The following is a 19,237-nucleotide window of genomic DNA, read 5'->3' as shown; positions in this document are numbered from 1 at the left end:
GGTCCCCGTACCACCACGCATCTCCAACCCATTGGAAGGACAGACGAGTTGACCTCAGCACCGCTCGCCGCCGTCACCGGAGCCGAGGGCTTCATCGGTTCCCATCTCACCGAGGCGCTGGTCGCCTCCGGACACCGGGTCAGGGCCATGGTCCTGTACAACTCCTTCTCCTCCTACGGGTGGCTGGAGACCCTCACCCCGGACGTGCTGGACCAGGTGGAGATCGTCCTCGGCGACGTCCGCGACCCCGGGTCGGTCCGCGGCCTGCTCGACGGGGCCGACGTCGCCTACCACCTGGCCGCCCTGATCGCGATCCCGTACTCCTACCGGGCGCCGCACAGTTATGTGGACACCAATGTCACCGGCACCCTGAACGTGCTGGAGGCGGCGCGCGCCCATGGCACGCCCCGGCTGGTGCACACCTCCACCAGCGAGACCTACGGCACCGCGCAGACCGTGCCGATCACCGAAGACCACCCCATCAACACCCAGTCCCCCTACGCCGCTTCGAAGGCGGGCGGGGACCGGCTGGCCGACAGCTACCACGCGAGCTTCGACACCCCGGTGGTGACGCTCAGGCCCTTCAACGCCTTCGGCCCGCGCCAGTCGATGCGTGCGGTGATCCCCACCGTCATCGGCCAGGTGGCGGCCGGGCAGCGCACCATCACCCTCGGCGATCTGCGTCCCACGCGGGACTTCACCTTCGTCCGGGACACCGCGCAGGCGTTCCTCGCTGTGGGCAACGCGCCCGCCGGGCAGGTCGTGGGCCACACCTTCAACGCCGGTACCGGCGGAGAGATCTCGGTGGGCGACCTGGTGGCGCTGATCGGCAAGGTGATGGACACCCCGCTGGACGTACGGGAGGACGCCGAGCGCATCCGGCCCGCGAACTCCGAGGTGATGCGGCTGGTCGCGGACGCCTCCCGGCTGGCCGCGGCCACGGGCTGGCGCCCTGCCCACTCGCTGGAGGAAGGCCTCGGGCACACCGTGGACTTCTTCCGCGACCCGGCCAACCTGGCGCGCTACAAGACCGGCATCTACAACATCTGATCCCCACCGGCACGTCTGTCCCCGGCATCCACGAAGGAGGAGCCCCCATGCACGCAGTGATTCTGGCGGGAGGCAAGGGCGTCCGGCTGCGGCCCTACACCACCACGCTGCCCAAGCCCCTCGTCCCCATCGGCGACCAGCACGCCATCCTGGAGATCGTGCTGCGCCAGCTCTCCACGGCCGGCTTCACCCACTGCACCATCGCCATCGGTCATCTGGGCGAGATCATCCGCGCCTATGTCGGCGACGGCTCCCAGTGGGGCATGACCGTCGGCTACGCCACCGAGGAGAGCCCGCTGGGCACCATGGGCCCGCTGCTCACCCTGCGGGACCGGCTGCCCGAGACGTTCCTCGTGATGAACGGCGACGTCCTGACCGACCTGGACTACGCCGACGTCCTGCGCACACACCGCGGATCGGGGGCGCCGCTGACCATCGCCACGTACGCCCGCAAGGTGCACATCGACTTCGGGGTGCTGACCACGGAGTCCAGCAAGGTCGTCGCGTTCACCGAGAAGCCGAGCATTGACTACCGCGTCTCCATGGGGGTCTACGGCGTGTCCCGCGAGACGCTCGACGGCTACACCGCCGGGCTGCCGCTGGGCTTCGACGAGCTGGTCCTGGACCTGCTGCGCCAGCAGAGACCGCCGCACGCCTACGAGTTCGAGGGCTACTGGCTGGACATAGGGCGTCCGGACGACTACGACCGGGCCAACGCCGAGTTCACCAGCCGCAAGCCGCTTCTGCTCAAGGGAGCCTGAGCACCGCATGCGCATTCTCGTCCTGGGCGGTACCGGTTTCCTGGGCGGCCATGCCGTCGAGCGGCTGCGGGCCCTGCCGGGCGCGCTGGTCCTCGACGGCGGCCGCTCCCCCGGTGCCGGTTTCGCCGTCGACCTCGGCTCGGACCGGCCCGAGGCGCTCGTGCGGACACTGGCCGCGGCGGCACCCGACGCCGTGGTGAACTGCGCGGGCTCCACCGGCGGCGACGCGGTGACCCTCGCCGAGGTCAACGCCCGCGGGCCCGCGGTGCTGTGCGCCGCGCTGCGGGAGGCGGCACCCGCGGCGCGCCTGGTCCATCTGGGCTCGGCCGCCGAGTACGGCCCCGGCACCCCGGACTCCCGGGTGCCGGAGTCGGCGCCAACCTCGCCGGTGTCCCCGTACGGCGCGACCAAGCTCGCGGGCACGGTCGCGGTGGCCTCCTCGGGGCTGGACGCGGTGGTGCTGCGGGTGGGCAATCCGGTGGGGCCGGGTGCCCCGGCCACCGGACTGCCGGGCCGGGTGGTGGCATCGCTGCGCTCGGCGGGGGCGGACCCGGGGGCGGTGCTGCGGCTCGGGGACCTGTCCGCGTATCGCGACTTCGTGGACGTACGCGATGTCGCCCGAGCGGTGGAGCTGGCGGTCACCGCCGCGGGGCCGCTGCCCCCGGTGCTCAACATCGGCGCGGGCCGGGCCGTGCCCGTTCGGGCAGTTGTACGGGGACTGGCCCGCACGGCGGGTTTCCGGGGCCGGATCGAGGAGAACGGGGGCGGCTCCGGCCGCTCGGCCGTGGTGTCCTGGCAGTGTTCCGACATCACCGCCGCGGAGCAGGCCCTCGGCTGGCGGCCGTCCCGCACGCTGGACGACGCGCTCGCCGCGCTGTGGAGTGCCACGGCCGAGGGTTCCTCCTCCCGTCCGGAAGGCGAGCGCGTCCCGTGACCCTCCTGGTTCCGCTGTATGTCCACCCCGCCGAGGACCCCGGCGCCTGGCACCGGCTGATCACGGCCGCCTCCCGCACCTATGCCGTCGTACTGAACCCCGCGAACGGGCCGGGCACGGATCCGGACCGGGCGTTCGCCTCGGTGGCCGACGCGCTGCGGGGGTCCGGGGCGCGGCTGCTCGGCTATGTCGACACCGACTACGGCAAGCGCGACCGGGCCGAGATCGCCGAGGACCTGCGCCGCCACCAGAGGTGGTACGCGGCCGACGGCTGCTTCCTGGACCGGGTGACCGCGTCCCCGGCCGGGCTGCCCGGATGCCGTCGGACGGTCCGCTCCCTGCGTCGGCTGGGCGCGACAACGGTGGTGCTGAATCCGGGGGTCCATCCGTCGCCGGGGTACGCCCGCCTCGCGGATCTGACCGTCACCTTCGAGGGGCACTGGTCGACGTATGTGTCGGCGTTCAGCAGACCGCGGTGGACGGCGCGGCAGCCGCCCGAGCGGTTCTGCCACCTGGTGTACGGGGTGCCCGAGGCGCTGGTGCCGCTCGCCGTGCGCACCGCGCACGAGCGCGGCGCGGCGGTCTCGGGTCCGGTGACCGGTGAACCGCCCAATCCCTGGGCCGAGTTGACCCCCGCACTGACCGGGACGGAGCGATGAGGAACGCATGGTGGGCCCGCACCGCCCTGGTGGCCGCGCTGGCGGGCGCCGTACTGAGCGGCTGTTCCGGCCCGGACGGCGGGCACGACCCGGACGGCGGCCGCCCGGCGCGCACGTCCGGGGGCTCGTCCGGCAGTACGGCTCCCACCGCCCGGCCGCCCGCCACGGCCCGTCCCTCACATCCGGCCAAGGCGCGCTGGCGGCCGCGCCCCGGGCTGGCCTGGCAGTGGCAACTGGACGGCAGGGCCGATCCGTCGGTGAACGTGCCCGTCTACGACATCGACGGCTTCGAGAACTCCGCGGCGGACGTGGCCCGCCTGCACCGGGCCGGACGCAAGGTCATCTGCTATGTCAACGTGGGCGCCTGGGAGGACTTCCGCCCCGACAAGGACGCCTTCCCGCGCTCCCTGCTCGGCGGCTCCAACGGCTGGTCCGGGGAACGCTGGCTGGACATCCGCCGCCGCTCGGAGCTGCGGCCGATCATGGGGCGGCGCTTCGACATGTGCCGGGACAAGGGCTTCGACGCGGTGGAGCCGGATCTGGTGGAGGGCTACGGCAACCGGACGGGCTTTCCGCTCACCGCGCGCGACCAGCTCGCCTACAACCGCATGATCGCCGATCTCGCCCATGAGCGCGGCCTGTCGGTGGGCCTCAAGAACGACCTGCCGCAAATCCCCCAGCTGGTCGGGGACTTCGACTTCGCGGTCAACGAGGAGTGCGCCCAGTACGACGAATGCGCGGAACTCACCCCCTTCGTCACGGCGGGCAAGGCGGTCTTCCATGTCGAATACGCCGAGCCGACGGGGAAGTTCTGCGCCGAGTCCCGTCGGCTGAAGCTGTCGTCGATGCAGAAGAAGCCGGAACTCGGAGTGTGGCGCAAACCCTGCTGACCGGTGCGCGGGGAGCGGGAGGCGCAACGCATGTGAGATGCGCTACGGCTCCCGAATGAAATCGTCCGGATCGGCAACGTTCCCTCCCATGTCCTTCCCCAAACCCTCGCCGGGCGGCACGATGACGGCGGCGACCGGCGAGATCCGGACGCAGTCCGCCGACACACCCACCGCCGGGATCCCCCCGCGCCCTCAGGCGCCCGCGCTGCCCTCGCTCACCGGGCTGCGGTGGATCGCCGCGCTGCTGGTGTTCGGACTGCACGTCCGCAACTTCGGCTATTTCGGCGGCACCGGCGGCCGCGTCATGACCTGGGGGTTCGGTGCGGGCGCCACCGGGGTGTCGTTCTTCTTCATCCTGTCCGGGTTCGTTCTGATGTGGTCGGCGCGGCCCGGCGACCGCGCGCTCGGCTTCTGGCGGCGGCGCCTCGCCCGGATCTACCCGGTCCATCTCGTCACCGCCGCGCTCGCGCTGCTCCTGGCCTGCACGCTGGACCACGGAGCGAGGCCGACACCGCTCCAGGGACTGGCGAACCTCCTGCTGGTCCACTCCTGGTGGCGGCCGTGGTGGCAGACACTCGACCCGGTCAGCTGGTCGCTGGCCTGCGAGGCCTTCTTCTACGCCCTCTTCCCGCTGCTGGCCGCCCCGCTGCGCCGCCTCGGTGCCCGGGGCTCGGCGGTGCTGGCCGCGGCGTCGGTGTGCGCGGTGCTGCTCCTGAGCCATGCCGACGCCCATCACTGGCTCGGCCGGACCGTCAACTCCCTTCCCCCGGCGCGGCTGCCCGAGTTCCTCCTCGGTGCCGCCGTCGCACGGCTGGTGATCCTGGACCGCTGGCGCGGCCCCGGCCCGGAGGCCTCGCTCGCGCTGGCGATCATCGGCTACTTCTTCGTTCCGCAGGTGACCGCGGGGTATCCGGCGACTCCCTGCACCCTCGTCGGCTTCGCCCTGCTCATCCCGGCGGCGGCGGTCGCCGATCTGGGGGGCCTGCCCTCGCTCTGGCGGGGCCGGAGACTGGTGCGGCTGGGAGAACTCTCCTTCGCCTTCTACATGGTTCACCTGCTGGTGCTGCGGGCCGGTACCCATCTGCTGGGCGTCTCGCCCCAGTTCGGCCCCGCGACGGCCCTCGCCGTCACGGCCCTGGCCTTCGCCCTCTCCCTCGGACTGGCCTGGGTGCTCTTCGAGGCGGTGGAGCGTCCCGCCCGGAGGCTTCTGCTGCGCCATCGCATCGGCCCGGCGGCGCGTACCGGGGGCCGGTGGGGGCGGCCGAGGGAGTAGGGCCCGGGATGCGCCCCGGCCGCCCCGCGTGTATGGGATCCGCGCCGGGCGGCCCGGGCGCGGCGCGGACGGCGGTCGGACTTGTACCACCACGTACGGCCCTTCGGGTGATCCGGGATGGGGCCACCCGGGTTACTTTTCGACCTGGAGGCACTCGGAGGGAGTACACCGCCGGCGCCCCGGCCGTGTCCTTGAGGGGTGCGGGGCGGGGGCGGGTTGAGGGTGATCACGTTGCCGCTGCGATTCCGATGTGCCGGCGTGGTGCCGGCCTTCGCGGCGGCGGCGAAAGGACGACCTCTGATGCGAGTGACCCGGACCATGTTCGCTGCCGCGGCCGTTGCCGCGGCCGTCGCGCTGGCCGCTCCGGCCGCGCAGGCCGTGAGCGCTCCGAGCGGTGTCGCCTCCCACGAGGGGCACCACCGCCACCACCACCACCACGGCGAAGAAGGTGCGGACCACGGCCGGTTCGGGGAGGCTCCCCGTGGCGGTGTCCGTGCCGGTGGCGGCGCGCTGGCCCTGGCCGAGGACCACCACGGCCGCGGGCACCACGACGACAGCGACGACGCCCAGGCCGACCCGCAGGACGACAACGACGCCCCGGCCGTCACCAACGAGGACGACGACTCCGACCACGCCGACCACGACCACCACGACCACCACCACGACGGACCGCGTACGGCTCCCAGCGGCGGTGTCCGTGCCGGTGGCGGTGCGCTGTCCCAGGCCACCGGCGGCAGCGGGCTGGCCGCAGGATCGATCCTGCTGCTGGGCGGTCTCGGTGCGGGCGCGTACATGCTGCGCCGCCGCAACGTCTCCGGCACCGCGGGAGCCTGACCGGCCCCTCGCCGGCAGTCGTGCGCTCGCGGTCGCAGGCTGCTGTCGCTCCGGAACGGGACGACAGCAGCCGCGGCCGCCGTGCCGGCACGGGTGCCGGTACCGACCGGCGGCCGACCGCCGGTGCCCGATCGCCGCACCCGCTGATGAACAGGCGCGCTCCCATGACCCCCTCACCGCAGGCCTCGAAGGACCGGCCTTCCGCCGCATCCGCCCGCCTCGTCAGCCGCGCCCTGCTGTGGCCGGCCGCGGCCGTGGCACTGGGCGGCCTGCTCATCCACCACTCGATGGCGCCCCCGGCCGATCCCAAGCCCCCCACCCCGCCCAGGGCCGCGCTCCAGCCGCCGGCCGGGCCGCCGCCCGCGGCCCTCTCCGCCCGGCCCGCCCCGCAGGGCGGCTCCTCCTCCGTGCTCCAGTCGCTGGCGCGGTCGGCACCGAAGAGGCTCGTCATCCCCCAGATCGGGGTGGACGCGCCCTTCACCGAACTCTCCCTGGACGCAACGGGGCATCTGAACCCGCCGCCGCCGAACGACAGAAACCTCGTGGGCTGGTACAAGAACGGCGCCTCACCGGGGGAACGGGGCACGGCGATCGTGGCCGGTCATGTCGACACCACCACCGGTCCCGCCGTCTTCGTCTTCCTGCGGCTGCTCAAGCCCGGCGGCATCGTCGACATCACCCGCGCCGACGGCACCACGCTGCGCTTCCAGATCGACTCGGTGGAGACCTTCAGCAAGGCCCACTTCCCCGACCAGCGGGTCTACGCCGACGCCCCCACCCCCCAGTTGCGTCTGATCACCTGCGGCGGCTCCTACGACCACGCCGCCCACGAGTACCTGTCCAACACGGTGGTCTTCGCCCACCTGATCACGCCCGCGCACTCCGAGGACACCGCCACCGCCACTCCCACGCCGTCGGCCGCGCCCTCCGGGCCCATGGCGCCGCCGCGGGTCCCGCTCCTGGTGCCGCCCACCGCGAGCGCGAGGGGACCGTTCGTGCTGCGGCCCACGGCGACCCCGTACGGGCCGTTCGTGGCACGGCCCACGCCCCATCCGCAGGCCCCGCTTCCGGCGCCGTCCGCGTCGGCCGGGCGGCCCGTGCCCGCGGCGCCCCGCGGTCCGGTGAAGCGCTCCCTGCCCGCCAGGCCCTCGGCGCGCGCCTCGCACGGCACCCGTACCGTGCCGCCCCCGGCCCGGCCGCACGCGGCACATCCGGCGCACCCCCCGCGCCCTGCGCACCCCGTTCGCCCCAAGGCGTCCCCGAGCCACTCCAAGGGACCGGCGCGAACGGCACATCCGAGCCCGGCGGCACCGGACGGCAAGAAGCCGTGACCCGTGCCGCCCCGGCCGGTCAGCCGCCGAAGACGTTCACCGACCGCGCGACGACCAGGGCCAGGGTGAGCAGGGAGATCGACGCCTGCACCGCCATCAGCAGCTTGGCCCAGCGGGACAGGGGCATGGTGTCGGTGGGGCTGAAGGCGGTCGCGTTGGTGAAGGACACATAGAGGTAGTCGGCGAACGCCGGTTCCCAGTCGGCCTGGGCGGTCGTCCCGCTCTGCATCTGGGGGAAGAGGAAGTCCGGTTGGTCCGCCTTGCCCTCGGCGCGGGCCACGGGTCCGCCCCGGTCCCACTCCCAGTACCAGAGGGCGAAGACGATGACATTGGTCAGCCAGATGGCCGCCCCCCTCGTCAGCAGGGCCTGGGCGTCGTGTCCCTCGGCCCCCTGCACAAGGCCCCGGATCAGCAGCACCGCGGACCAGCCGTTGGCCAGGCTCACCAGGGCGGCCAGGGTCAGCCCGCCGCCGCGCAGCAGCGAGGCCGTCCGTTCCGTGCGGGGCCGGGAGCCCGGGAAGAGCACCACCAGGAGCAGCAGTTCCAGCGTGGGCAGCAGCCACTCCGGCCGGAAGGCCAGCCGCTCGGGCAGCAGCAGTTGCAGGGCGACCGCGGCGAGCACGGCCGCGCTGACGGCCCACCGCGACTCGCCGCGGGTGCGGCGGCGCCAGGCGGGGGCGGCCGGTTCCTCCTGGGCCGCGGTGAGCAGTTCTTCCAGTCGGGCGAGCCGCTCGTGCAGGGTCCTGACGTCTTCGTCCACGCACCCCAGTGTGCCGTGGGGGCCGCGGGAAGCAACGAGGGACTCCCGGTGGACACGGGGTGTGTCCACCGGGAGTCCCGGTGCAGTCCGTCGTGCCCGAGGGGGCGCCGCCACGCCCACGGGAGTGGGCGGCGGCGCCCGCGGGGCGTCAGCCCGGCAGTGAACCGGGCGGCAGCGCGGAGTTCGGCCGCAGCTGCGGAGCGGGGGTGAACAGGTCCTGCCGGGAAGGGCCGGGCGGCTGCCCCGTTCGCATGACTCCTTCCAGCTCGCGGCGTATGCTCTCGGCCGCGTCGCGGACGCGCGCGGGCACGTCACCACGCTCCGCGACGAGCCGGTGATAGATCGGGGCATCCTGGAACACGTGCAACGACACCTTCCTGTCGGCGGTTTACGGGCCTACGGGCAACTGCCGAGTGTACGGGTGGTGACAGGCGCCGTTGTTCCCCGGTCATGCCAGGTCCAGGCCCATCCGCTGGGCCAGGCCGGTGGCGAGCGAGGCGATGGTGGGATGTTTCCAGACGAAGTCGCCTGCGAGCCGGATGCCGAGTCCCGTCTGAAGCCGGGTGCGCAGCTCCATGGAGAGCAGCGAGTCGAAGCCGAGGCTCCGCAGCGGTGTCTGGGGGTCCGGCCGGGCACTGCCGGATTGCAGGACCGTACGCATCTCGTCGGCGAGATAGGCCTCCAGTGCGGTGCGGCGGGCGAGCGGTGAGTCGAGTCCCGCGAGCCGGGAGCGGATGTCGGCTGCGGCGACGGGCTCGCCGCGCGCGGGTGCGCCGCCCTCGCCGCCGGTGGGGGGAGCGTCCACCAGGCCCGCGAAGAACGCGCTGGTGCGGACGTTGGGCAGGATCCAGGTGGACGGCGGACCGGGCAGCACACCGACGGCCGTCCGCCGGTGGGTGAGCAGGGTGAGCAGGGCGCGCAGACCGTCCCGGGTGGGAATGGTCTCGTAGCCGCGGTCGGCGAATCCGGTGGCGACGCCGGTCTGCCCCCAGGGTCCCCAGTTGACGGCGAGGGTGGGCAGTCCGCGGGCGGTGCGCCAGGAGGCGAACGCGTCCAGCCAGGCGTTGGCGGCGGCGTAGGCGCCCTGGCCCGGGTTGCCGAGCAGGGAGGCCATGGAGGAGTAGAGGACGAACCAGTCGGGTGCGTGGCCCGCGAGGGCCTGGTGCAGGCGCCAGGCCGCGGTGGCCTTGGGCCGCCAGACGCGGTCGAGTTGCTCGTCGGTGATGCGGGTGAGGGCCGCGTCGTCGAGGACCATGGCCGAGTGCACCACTCCCCGCAGGGGCAGCCCGTCGGCGGTAGCGGCGGACACCAGCCGTTCGGCGACCCCGGGCTCCGCGGCATCGCCCAGTTCGACGGTGACCCGGGTGCCGCCCGCCCGCAGCCGGGCGAGTTCGGCGGTGCAGCTGTCGCCGGGCGGCGTACGGCCGTTGAGGACGAGATGGGTGGCGCCCCGGGCGGCGAGGTGGGCCGCCGTGGCGAGGCCCACGCCGCGCAGTCCGCCGGTGACGATGTAGGCGCCCTGCGGGCGGACGGGTGACGGCGGCTCGGCCAGGACGGCCGTTCCCGTGCCGTGTTCGGGCATGGTCAGGACGAGTTTGCCGAGGTGACCGGCGCCTGCCATGAGACGGAACGCCTCCGTGGCCCGGGCGAGCGGGAACTCCCGGTGCGGCAGCGCCCGCAGATGGCCCGCGGCGAACAGGTCCATCACCTCCTGGAGGAGGTGATGGAAGGTCTTCGGCCGGTGCTGCTGGAGTTCGATGAGATCGACGGTGCTGAAGGTGACGTTGTGCCGGAACGGCGCCAGGCCGAGCGCGGTGTCGCCGAGGATGTCGCGGACGCCCAGTTCGACGAACCGTCCGAAGGGGCGCAGTGCCTCGAGTCCGGCGCGGATCGCCGGTCCCGACAGCGAGTTGAGGACGACGTCGACGCCTTCGCCCGCGGTGGCCGCGCGGGTCTGCTCGGTGAAGTCGAGCGAGCGGGAGTCCATGACATGGCCGATGCCCATCCCGCGCAGATATCCGCGCTTCTCGTCGTTCCCGGCGGTGGCCAGTACCTCGGCCCCCAGACAGCGGGCGACGGCGACCGCGGCCAGGCCGGTGCCGCCGGTGGCGGAGTGGATGAGCACCCGCTCGCCCTCCCCGAGGCGTGCCACATGGCGCAGGGCGTACCAGGCGGTGAGGCAGGCCGTCGGCAGGGCCGCCGCGGCGACGGTGTCCAGGCCCTCGGGCAGGGGCACCACCGCGTCGGCGCGGACGGTGGTGAAGGAGGCGAAGGCGCCGCCCGCGAGGTCCACGGCCAGCACGGTGTCCCCGGCGCGGACATGGTCGACGCCGGGGCCGACGGCGGTCACGGTGCCGGTGCATTCGAAGCCGATCCGCTCCCCCGCGGCCCCCCGTTCCGGTGCGGGCAGGAGTCCCATCACGGTGAGGACGTCACGGAAGTTCAGTCCGGCCGCGTGGACCCGCAGTTCGACCTCCCCGGGGCCTGGTGGCCGGGGTTCGGCCAGTACGAGGCGCAGCGAGCCGAGGTCTCCGGGGCGTTCGGCGCGCAGCCGGAAGCGGTCCGTGCCGTAGCGCACGGCGCGGGCGGTCGCGGCCAGGCGTTCGGTGTCGGTCACGGGAGCGGGGACCAGCCGGGCCACCTTCACCTCTGCCCCGCGCAGGGCGAGTTCGTCACCGGGCAGCGATCCGGACAGCAGACGGGCGGCCCGCCGCAGATCGTCGTCGGTACGGCCGATGTCCAGGAGTACGGGCCGTACGTCGGGGTGTTCATGGGCCAGCACCCGCAGCAGGCCCCGTACCGGTGCCTGTGCCGGGTCCTCGCTCTCCCCTGCGGCGGTCGCGCGGGCGCCCCGGGTCAGGACGTGGAGCCGGGGCGGTGCGGCGGCGTCGGCCACGGCCCGGGCGACGTCGAGGAGGCGGCGGGCGCGCTCCAGGGCGTCCGCCGTGGGGTCGGCCGGCGGCGCCCCGGAGGGGGACGGTGTCTCCGGCGTCGCGGCCGGTGCGCAGAGGAACACCACCGCGCCCGGCGCCGCGGCCCGGGCCGGCTCGGCGAGTCGGGTCCGCAGCGCGTCGGCGCGGTGTCCGCACTTCTCCAGCTGGACCGTGGTGGCGTCGGCTCCGGTGGCACGGAGGGCCTCGGCCAGTGCCTCCGCCGGGGCGCCCTGCTCGCCGGTCACCAGCCAGCCGCCCGCCACGGGGTCGCCGTCCGGCCCGGCGGGCGGTGCCTCGGGGGCGGGCTGCCAGTCGACGGCGTAGAACCAGCGGTCGGCGTCGGTGTCCGCGGTGATGTCGCGGCGTACCAGGCGCAGCCCGGTCAGGGCGATCACGGTGTGTCCGGCGGCGGTCAGCAGCCGGACGTCCACGGTGATGCCGCCGGGCTGCTTCCGGACGGTCTCGGCATGGCCGTGGACGATCTCGGCGGGGTTGCCCAGGACGCGCAACGAGCGTGCGCCCACCGGGAGGACGAGGCCGCCCGGTGTGTCGTCCGCGGCCAGCGGCGCGACCGCCAGCTGGGCGCAGAGGTCCAGCAGGACCGGATGGATCCGCAGCGAGCCGGGGACCGGGCCCGCCGGGGGCGGGAGGGCGACCCGGGCCCAGACGCTGTCGCCGCCGGGTGAAAAGTGCACCTCGCCGATGCCCGCGAAGGCGGCCCCGTGGTGGAGGCCGCGGGAGCGCAGGCGCTGGTACAGGGTGGTGGCGGGCAGCGCCACGGGGTGGCGCAGGGCCAGTTCGGGCACGGAGAGCGGCTCGGGCTCCCGGGCGGGCCCGCCGGTGCGCAGGGTGGCACCGGCGTGTAGGGTCCACTGCTCGGCGCTCTCGTCGCCGTCGTCGCGGTCCCCGCCGTCGGCGCGGGCGTAGATCTGGCAGGCGGCCCGGTCCGGCGCGGTGAGGTCCGCGGTCATGGTGATGTCGGTGCGGTCGGCCGGGGTGAGCAGTTCGTGGAAGGCGATGTCGGCGACTTCGACGTCCTGCGGGGAGGCCCGGAAGGTTTGGCAGGCGGCGGTGAGGGCGAGGGCACAGTAGGCGGCACCGGGCAGCACCACCGCGCCGCTCACCCGGTGGTCGGCCAGCCAGGGGTGGGCTCGGGTGCCGGCCTCTCCGCGCCAGGTGTGCCGGACGGGACGGCCCGGGACCTGCCCGTGCACCCCGGGCAGGGAGCCGCCCGCGCCAGGGTCCGCCGGGCGGGGGGAGTCCGCGGCGGGAGCATCGGTTCCGGGGCGGTCGCCGGGGTCGACCCAGTGGCGCTGCCGGTCGAAGGCGATGGTGGGTACGTCGGCGAGGGCGCCGTCGCCGTACAGGACGCTCCAGTCGACGGGCACTCCGGCACAGTGCAGGGCGGCGAGCTGGGTGCGGAAGGTGGTCTGCTCGTGCTCCCCGCGGCGCAGGGTGGGCAGCACGACGGGGTGCTCGGCGAGTTCCCCGATGCTGCCGGTGACGGCCTGGGTGACCACCGGGTGGGGGGACACCTCGACATAGACCGAGTGCCGGTCCTGGGCGGCGGCGCGGACCGCGTCCGCGAACCGCACCGGGCTGCGGAGGTTCCGGCACCAGTAGGAGGCGTCGAAGCCGGGGACGGTCTTCGGGTCGTCCAGCACCGTGGAGTAGAACGGCACAACGGGTTGATGAGGCGTCAGATCGGTGAGGGAGGCAGCGAGTTCGTCCAGCAGCGGGTCCACCTGCGGGGAGTGGGAGGCGACGTCGACCGCGATCCGCCGGGCCGGGACGCCCCGGGTGTCCCACTGCTCCACCATCCTCTCCACCAGATCCGGCGCACCGGCGACGACGGTGGAGCCGGGGGCCGCGAGCACCGCGACGGAGACGGACTCCCGGACCCCGGCGGCCGTCAGGTCCGCCTCCGCCTCGGCGTGCCCGAGTGCGACGGTCGCCATGGCCCCGGCGCCCGCGATCCGGCTCAGCAGGGCGGAGCGGCGGCAGATCACCCGGGCGCCGTCCGCCGGGGAGAGCGCTCCCGCGACGACGGCGGCGGCGACCTCGCCCATGGAGTGGCCGATGACTCCTGCGGGTTCCACACCGTAGGCCTGCCAGGTGGCGGCCAGTGCGGTCTGCACGGCGAACAGCAACGGCTGCACCCGGCCGCATCCGGTCACTTCCCGGCCCTCGCGCACGACGTCCAGCACGGAGAATCCGGCCTCGGCGGCGATCAGCGGGTCGGCTTCGGTCAGGGCGGCGGCGAAGGCGGGTTCCTGGGCGAGGAGTTCGCGGGCCATGCCCGGCCACTGCGATCCCTGGCCGGAGAACACCCACACCGGCCGTCTGGTCACCCCGGCCGCCACCGACCCCGATACGACGCCGGGTACGGCCTGTCCGTCGGCGAACGACCGCAGCGCGGTGACGAGGGCGGGGCGGGAGGCCGCCACGACGCCCAGCCGTCCGAGTCCGGCAGGACGGCGCAGCGCCAGGGTGTGGGCGATGTCGCCGAGGGGTGTGCTCGCGCCTCCGTCCTCCAGCCAGTCGGCGAGGCGCCGGGCCGCCGCGGGCAGGGCGGCGGGCGAACCCGCGGGCACCAGCAGCGCACAGGAGCGGGCGGGCGCGGGACCGGCGGGGCGGCGGGCGCCCGGCAGCAGACGCCGGGCCGGGGCGGGCGCCTGCTCCAGCACCACATGGGCGTTGGTGCCGGAGAACCCGAACGAGGAGAGGACCGCCAGCCGGGTCGGGGTCCGGGTGGGCCAGTCGGTGAGCCGGTCGGGCACGAAGAAGCGGGTGCCCTCGGCCGCGATGGCCGGGTTCCACCGGGTGAAGTGCAGGCTCGGCGGGATGACGCCCTCGCGCAGGCACATCACCGCCTTCAGCAGGCCGGTGAGGCCCGCGGCGGGTTCCAGGTGTCCCAGGTTGGTCTTCACCGAGCCGAGCGCGCAGCGGTCCCGGCCGGTGCCGTAGACGCGGGCGAGGCTGGTGAATTCGACGGGGTCGCCGACGGGGGTGCCCGTGCCGTGCGCCTCGATCATGCCCACCTCGCGGGGGTCCGTCCCGGCGCGGTCGAGTGCCTGGCGGAACAGTGCCTCCTGGGCGGGCGCCGACGGCGCCGCGAGCCCGTCGGACCGGCCGTCCTGGTTCACGGCGGTTCCGCGCACCACGGCCAGCACCCGGTCGCCGTCCCGCAGGGCGTCCCGCAGGCGTTTGAGGACGACGACGGCGCAGCCCTCGCCGCGTACGAAGCCGTCAGCCGCCGCGTCGAAGGCGCGGCAGCGCGCCGTCGGCGAGAGCATGCCCATGCGGACGAAGGACCGGGTGGTCCTGGAGGCGAGCATCAGGGTGACGCCCCCGGCGAGGGCGACGTCGCACTCCCCGTTCTCCAGGGCCCGCCCCGCCAGGTGCAGGGCCACCAGGGAGGAGGAGCACGCGGTGTCCAGGGCGATGGAGGGCCCCTGGAGTCCCAGCAGATAGGAGACGCGTCCGGGTGCGACGCAGTGGCCGTTGGTCAGGACCGCCCCCTCCAGTTCCTTGGGGTGTCCGGCCAGGCGGTCCATGTAGTCGGTGTAGCTGAGACCGGTGAACACCCCGGTCGGCGTGCCCACCAGGCGGTCGGGCGGCAGGCCCGCGTGTTCCAGGGCCTCCCAGGAGACCTCCAGCAGCAGCCGGTGCTGGGGGTCGAGTATGTCGGCCTCCCGTCCCGAGACGCCGAAGAAGGCGGCGTCGAATCCGGCTATGTCTCTCAGCCAGCCGCCCTGCCGGGGCGCGGCGGCGTCCGGGGTCCGGCCGATGTCGGTCCGGGTGGGCGGCGGGTCCCCGACGGCGTCGCGTCCGGCGGCGAGCAGCCGCCACAGGTCCGCGGGCGAGTCGGTGCCTCCGGGCAGTCGGCAGCCCATGCCGATGACCGCGATGCGGCTGCCGTCGTCGCCTGTGTGTCCCTTGTGTTCGTCTCCCACGAGACCCTCCCTGTGCGGTCGTCGGGGTGGTGCGATGGTGCGGAAGGCGGCGCTTCGGGGCGGGTTCGCCCGGTGCCGCCGGGATGGGGGGTCGGGGTCGGCGCGGGCCGCGCACGGCCGGGCGGTCCGGGCGGTCCGGGGCGTGCGCGGTCCGGCCGGCCCGGGTCAGAGCGCGTCCGGGCTGCCGACGAGGATCACGCTTTTCACCCCGCCGATCTGGTAGTTGCAGGTGAGCGCGTAGTCGAAGTCGAGGGGTCTGCTGCTCGTGCCGGCGACGGGGTCGAACGGCAGGCCGTCCGCGGGCTGTTCGCAGTTGGCGGTGGGGCAGATCTGTCCCCGCTCCATCATCAGCAGGCTCAGTGCCACTCCGACGCAGCCGGAGGGCGCCCCGTTGTGGCCGAAGCAGGCTTCCTGCGAGGTCATCACCACATCGCTGTCCGGACCGTAGAGCTGCCGGACCGCGTTGGCCTCGAAGGCGGTGACCACGACGTCCCCGTCGCTGCCGCCGTGGATGTAGGGCACCTGCGAGAGGTCCCAGCGGTCCCCCAGGCACCGCCGTACGGCATCGGCCAGTGCGTCGCCGCTGTCGTCGCTGGCCAGGGGGTTCACCAGGCCGTCCCGGGTCATGGCGTTGGCCAGTATCCGGCCGTGCGGGCGTGCGCCGCGTGCCTCGGCGTGGCGCCGGGACTCCAGGACGAGGGTGGCGGCTCCCTCGCCGTGGTTCACGCAGTCCGCCCGGCGGTCGTAGGGCCGCATCAACCGGTCGAAGGACGGCAGGAGTTCCGGCATGCCCTCGACGCGTACGGTCTCGTAGGCGCCCTGGGCGGAGCGCAGCAGCCGCTGGACGTTGAGGATGACATCGAGGCCGAAGAGGTCGACACCGGACACCACGGCGAGGTCGACCACGCCGTCGGCGATCAACTGCCGTGCGGTGCCGAGCTGTACCGCGGACGAGGCACAGCCGCAGGAGACGGTGAAGCAGGGTCCGGTCGACCGCATGAGGGCGCCCTGCACCAGGGAGACGTCCGAGGGGGTCAGTCCCTGCTGGCCCCGGACGAACAGTTCCATGGCCTCCTCGGGGCCGGTGGTGAGCGGATCGGCGGTCAGTACGGCCAGGTAGGGCTCGACGTTGGAGTCCACTCCCCCGCGCCCTGCCAGTACCGCGGCTCCGGTCAGATCGCCCGCCCGGAAGTCCAGACCGGCGTCCGCGCAGGCCTCCACCAGGGAGACCAGGCCGAACCGGTGGGCGTTGGTGTAGTGGCGGGAGAAGGTGGGCGGGATGTCGGGCAGCCGCGCGTCGAACATGGCCTGGGACAGGTCGACCGCTCCGTAGTAGACGTCGCCGTGGGCCAGGCAGGACGTGCCGCGGGAGGCGACGTCCCAGATGTCGTCCGCGGTGAACACGGGCCGGCTGCTGCCCGGCAGGCAGAATCCCATGCCGGTCACCATGACGTCCCTGGCGTTGGTGCCGCCGCGGGCCGACCTGTCCGAATTCCCGTCGTCCGGGGGCCGGTAAAGGGTACTTTTCATCATGAACCTCCACGAGGCGGTGATGGGTGCGTGGGGTGCACCGCCGAAAAAGAGGTGGCCGCACCGGTTCTTCGGTGAGGCCCGCTCGCCGTTGGCTGCTGCGAATGAGAGGTCCGGGCTATTCCGCGTACCGGGTATGGTGCGTCCAGCGGTACACAGGCATGGGACCCGCACCGATGTCGGTGAACTCGCCGGTGAATTCGTAGTGGTCGTAACCATCGCGATAGGCGAGCTTCACCGGGTCGTCGGTTCCGCCGGGCGGTGCGTTCACGACCTGTGGAGCGTCGCTCGGACCGCCTTTGAGCAGGGCAAGACCGGGGGAAGACATGGGAGCATCACCCCTGAGAGGCGAAAAGGCTGGGACAGCAGGCCGGATGCTCTGTCCTGAAGAGGAGTTCAAGCCTGCCGCCAAGTTAGATCTGCCGGACGACCGGCATAAGCGGGGTGTCGAAGCACGAAAAGAGCGCACGCTCACAGAGGATTTCCGTACGCCAATGGTCGTGCGCGTGAGCGACCCGGGAGGAGTGGGGCGCACCGGCGCATACAACGACCTGGATGAAATGCAAGACCGTGCATCGAATACCGGCCAGGGATGACAAACGGGTCCCGACCTGCGGCGAATCGTTTCCCTTCCGGAAAACGTCACACCGGTGGCCGGGGCCGTTTCCGCGGCGGCTCCCCGGGCGGGGCGGCCGCCGCTGCCGCGGGAGGGCGCCTCCTGCGCCGGGGCCGTCCCGCGGCCGTGGCTCACGGGGTGTCGTCGACCTCCCGCACCAGCTCGATCGCCCTGCCCAGGGTGGTGAGCCGGTCCTGAAGCGTCTGACCGGCCGGGTAGAGCCGGACGGTGTCCACACCGGCGTCGCGCCACACCCTCAGCCGCTGCCGCACCATGGACTCGGTGCCGATCAGCGTGGTGCCCAGCACCATGTCGTCGGTCACCAGGGCGGCCGCGCCGTCCCGGTCCCCGGCCTGCCAGCGTTCGCGCACCTCGGCGGCGGTCTCGGCCCAGCCCTGGCGGCTGTAGGCGTTGTTGTAGTAGTTGGTGGACGACGATCCCATCCCGCCCAGGCTGAAGGCCAGTTCCTTCTTGCGCCGGGCGGTCATCGCGCCGAGTGCCTCCTCGTCGGGAGCGAAGGCGACCTCGGCGCCCTGGCAGATGTCGAGGTCCCCCCGGGTGCGGCCGCCGCGGGCCAGCCCGTCGTCGAGAGGGGCGAAGTAGGCCTCGGCCGCGCCCTCGGGCACAAAGCTGGTGCCCAGCCAGCCGTCGGCGACCTCACCGGTCAGTCGCAGCATGGCCGGTGACAGGGCGGCCAGATAGACGGGGATCCGGTGCTCCGCGCGCATGGACAGCCGCATCGGGACACCCTCGCCGCCCGGCAGCGGAATGGTGAACTCGGATCCCGTGTACGACAGTTTGCCGCCGTCGGCCAGTCGCCGCACGATCTCCACGGTCTCCCGCATACGCCTCAGTGGCCGGGCGAACGGGACCCCGTGCAGGCCCTCGATCACCTGGGGTCCGGAGGCGCCAAGACCGAGCAGAAAACGCCCGCCGGACAGATTGGACAACGTGATCGCGGTCTGCGCCACGGCCGCCGGGGAGCGGGTCCCCAGCTGTATGACGCCGGAGCCCAGCAGCATGCGGTCGGTGCGGGCGGCGTAGTAACCGAGTGCGGAGGGCGCGTCCGAGCCCCACGCCTCGGCCACCCAGCAGATGTCCAGGCCCAGTTTCTCGGCCTCGACGACGAACTCGGCCACCTGCGGCCAGGTTTCGCCACCGGACGCCTCGACCGTGGTGGCAGTGCGCATCAGGACTCCGCCCTCTCTTTGATCTTCTCCAGAGTGGCGGTGATGCCGCACTCGAGCTCGCGCAGCCGCACGAACACGATCTTCTGCTCCTTGTCCGGCATCCGGTCGATGGCCATCGACAGACCGGAGCGGCCCGGGCCCAACTGCATCCACTGCGTCAGCTCGGTGCCCCCGTCCCGGGGTTCCAGCCGGAAGCGCCAGACGGCAGCCGGATCGGCCGGGGTCCCCACCGCCCAGGCGAAGACCGTCCCCGGCACACACTCGACCACATGGGAGGTCGTCTGCCACTCCCCCAGTGCCCGGTGCTTGTTGCGGCCGAGGAACCTGGCTCCCACGGCGGGCTCCTCGGCGCCGTCGAGCCACTCCACCGACTGGAGTTCATCGCTCAGGTCCGGCATCAGCCCGATGTCACTGACCAGGGGCCACACCCGGTCCGGTGGGGCGTCGATCCAGGTCCTCACCTCCACGGTGGGTTTGTCCGCGTAGCGCGCGCCCGTCCACTCCAAGTCGGCCAGCCTCC

General features: G+C 73.5%; 16 protein-coding genes. 9 read left to right on the top strand and 7 right to left on the bottom strand.

What is annotated here, in order from left to right:
- The first annotated feature begins 48 nt into the window (after positions 1 to 48).
- The 8 genes from ACIHAA_RS18920 to ACIHAA_RS18885 all read left to right on the top strand — a co-directional run bounded on the left by ACIHAA_RS18920 (position 49) and on the right by ACIHAA_RS18885 (position 7,732).
- On the top strand, positions 49 to 1,050 hold the full coding sequence (locus ACIHAA_RS18920) for a GDP-mannose 4,6-dehydratase (RefSeq protein ID WP_399818477.1): 1,002 nt from the start codon (positions 49 to 51) through the stop codon (positions 1,048 to 1,050).
- Positions 1,051 to 1,097: 47 nt separating this feature from the next.
- Positions 1,098 to 1,811, top strand: coding sequence for an NDP-sugar synthase (locus ACIHAA_RS18915; RefSeq protein WP_399818475.1), 714 nt, complete (start codon positions 1,098 to 1,100; stop codon positions 1,809 to 1,811).
- Between the two features lie 7 nt (positions 1,812 to 1,818).
- Complete coding sequence (locus ACIHAA_RS18910) at positions 1,819 to 2,745, top strand: NAD-dependent epimerase/dehydratase family protein (RefSeq protein ID WP_399818473.1); 927 nt, start codon at positions 1,819 to 1,821, stop codon at positions 2,743 to 2,745.
- Positions 2,742 to 3,404, top strand: coding sequence for a spherulation-specific family 4 protein (locus ACIHAA_RS18905; protein ID WP_399818471.1), 663 nt, complete (start codon positions 2,742 to 2,744; stop codon positions 3,402 to 3,404). Before ACIHAA_RS18910 ends, ACIHAA_RS18905 begins: the two co-directional genes overlap by 4 nt.
- Positions 3,401 to 4,294 carry an endo alpha-1,4 polygalactosaminidase gene (locus ACIHAA_RS18900; RefSeq protein ID WP_399818469.1) on the top strand — a complete coding sequence of 298 codons (894 nt, stop codon included), beginning with the start codon at positions 3,401 to 3,403 and terminating at the stop codon, positions 4,292 to 4,294. The genes ACIHAA_RS18905 and ACIHAA_RS18900 overlap by 4 nt, the downstream gene beginning before the upstream one ends.
- Before the next feature lie 88 nt (positions 4,295 to 4,382).
- Entirely contained in the window at positions 4,383 to 5,567 is a 1,185-nt protein-coding gene (locus ACIHAA_RS18895; protein ID WP_399818468.1) for an acyltransferase family protein, read from the top strand.
- 300 nt (positions 5,568 to 5,867) lie between these two features.
- Complete coding sequence (locus ACIHAA_RS18890; protein WP_399818466.1) at positions 5,868 to 6,401, top strand: hypothetical protein; 534 nt, start codon at positions 5,868 to 5,870, stop codon at positions 6,399 to 6,401.
- Positions 6,402 to 6,565: 164 nt separating this feature from the next.
- Positions 6,566 to 7,732, top strand: a complete 1,167-nt coding sequence (locus ACIHAA_RS18885) for a class F sortase (protein ID WP_399818464.1) — start codon at positions 6,566 to 6,568, stop codon at positions 7,730 to 7,732.
- A 19-nt stretch (positions 7,733 to 7,751) separates the two neighbouring features.
- On the opposite strand, the gene ACIHAA_RS18880 is transcribed toward ACIHAA_RS18885, so the two are convergent.
- From ACIHAA_RS18880 to ACIHAA_RS18860, 5 genes are all read right to left on the bottom strand, one after another.
- Positions 7,752 to 8,492 carry a hypothetical protein gene (locus ACIHAA_RS18880; RefSeq protein WP_399818461.1) on the bottom strand — a complete coding sequence of 247 codons (741 nt, stop codon included), beginning with the start codon at positions 8,490 to 8,492 and terminating at the stop codon, positions 7,752 to 7,754.
- Positions 8,493 to 8,640: 148 nt separating this feature from the next.
- Positions 8,641 to 8,853, bottom strand: coding sequence for a hypothetical protein (locus ACIHAA_RS18875; RefSeq protein WP_399818459.1), 213 nt, complete (start codon positions 8,851 to 8,853; stop codon positions 8,641 to 8,643).
- Between the two features lie 87 nt (positions 8,854 to 8,940).
- Complete coding sequence (locus ACIHAA_RS18870) at positions 8,941 to 15,381, bottom strand: SDR family NAD(P)-dependent oxidoreductase (protein ID WP_399818457.1); 6,441 nt, start codon at positions 15,379 to 15,381, stop codon at positions 8,941 to 8,943.
- Between the two features lie 165 nt (positions 15,382 to 15,546).
- Positions 15,547 to 16,830, bottom strand: coding sequence for a beta-ketoacyl synthase N-terminal-like domain-containing protein (locus tag ACIHAA_RS18865; protein ID WP_399818572.1), 1,284 nt, complete (start codon positions 16,828 to 16,830; stop codon positions 15,547 to 15,549).
- 199 nt (positions 16,831 to 17,029) lie between these two features.
- Positions 17,030 to 17,239, bottom strand: a complete 210-nt coding sequence (locus tag ACIHAA_RS18860) for a DUF5988 family protein (RefSeq protein WP_399818455.1) — start codon at positions 17,237 to 17,239, stop codon at positions 17,030 to 17,032.
- Between the two features lie 46 nt (positions 17,240 to 17,285).
- On the opposite strand from ACIHAA_RS18860, the gene ACIHAA_RS18855 reads away from it, so the two are divergent.
- Positions 17,286 to 17,507, top strand: a complete 222-nt coding sequence (locus ACIHAA_RS18855; RefSeq protein ID WP_399818453.1) for a hypothetical protein — start codon at positions 17,286 to 17,288, stop codon at positions 17,505 to 17,507.
- Positions 17,508 to 17,658: 151 nt separating this feature from the next.
- Here the strand turns inward: ACIHAA_RS18855 and ACIHAA_RS18850 are convergent, their stop codons facing one another.
- Positions 17,659 to 18,717 (bottom strand): LLM class flavin-dependent oxidoreductase, encoded by a 1,059-nt coding sequence (locus ACIHAA_RS18850; protein ID WP_399818451.1) that lies wholly within the window; start codon positions 18,715 to 18,717, stop codon positions 17,659 to 17,661.
- On the bottom strand, positions 18,717 to 19,223 hold the full coding sequence (locus ACIHAA_RS18845; RefSeq protein WP_399818449.1) for an SRPBCC family protein: 507 nt from the start codon (positions 19,221 to 19,223) through the stop codon (positions 18,717 to 18,719). The genes ACIHAA_RS18850 and ACIHAA_RS18845 overlap by 1 nt, the downstream gene beginning before the upstream one ends.
- Positions 19,224 to 19,237 lie beyond the last annotated feature (14 nt).

The organism is Streptomyces sp. NPDC052040 (genome assembly GCF_044548405.1).
GTDB lineage: Bacteria > Actinomycetota > Actinomycetes > Streptomycetales > Streptomycetaceae > Streptomyces.
Note: the sequence above shows the minus strand (reverse complement) of the source record. Positions and strands in the feature narration are given on the sequence as shown.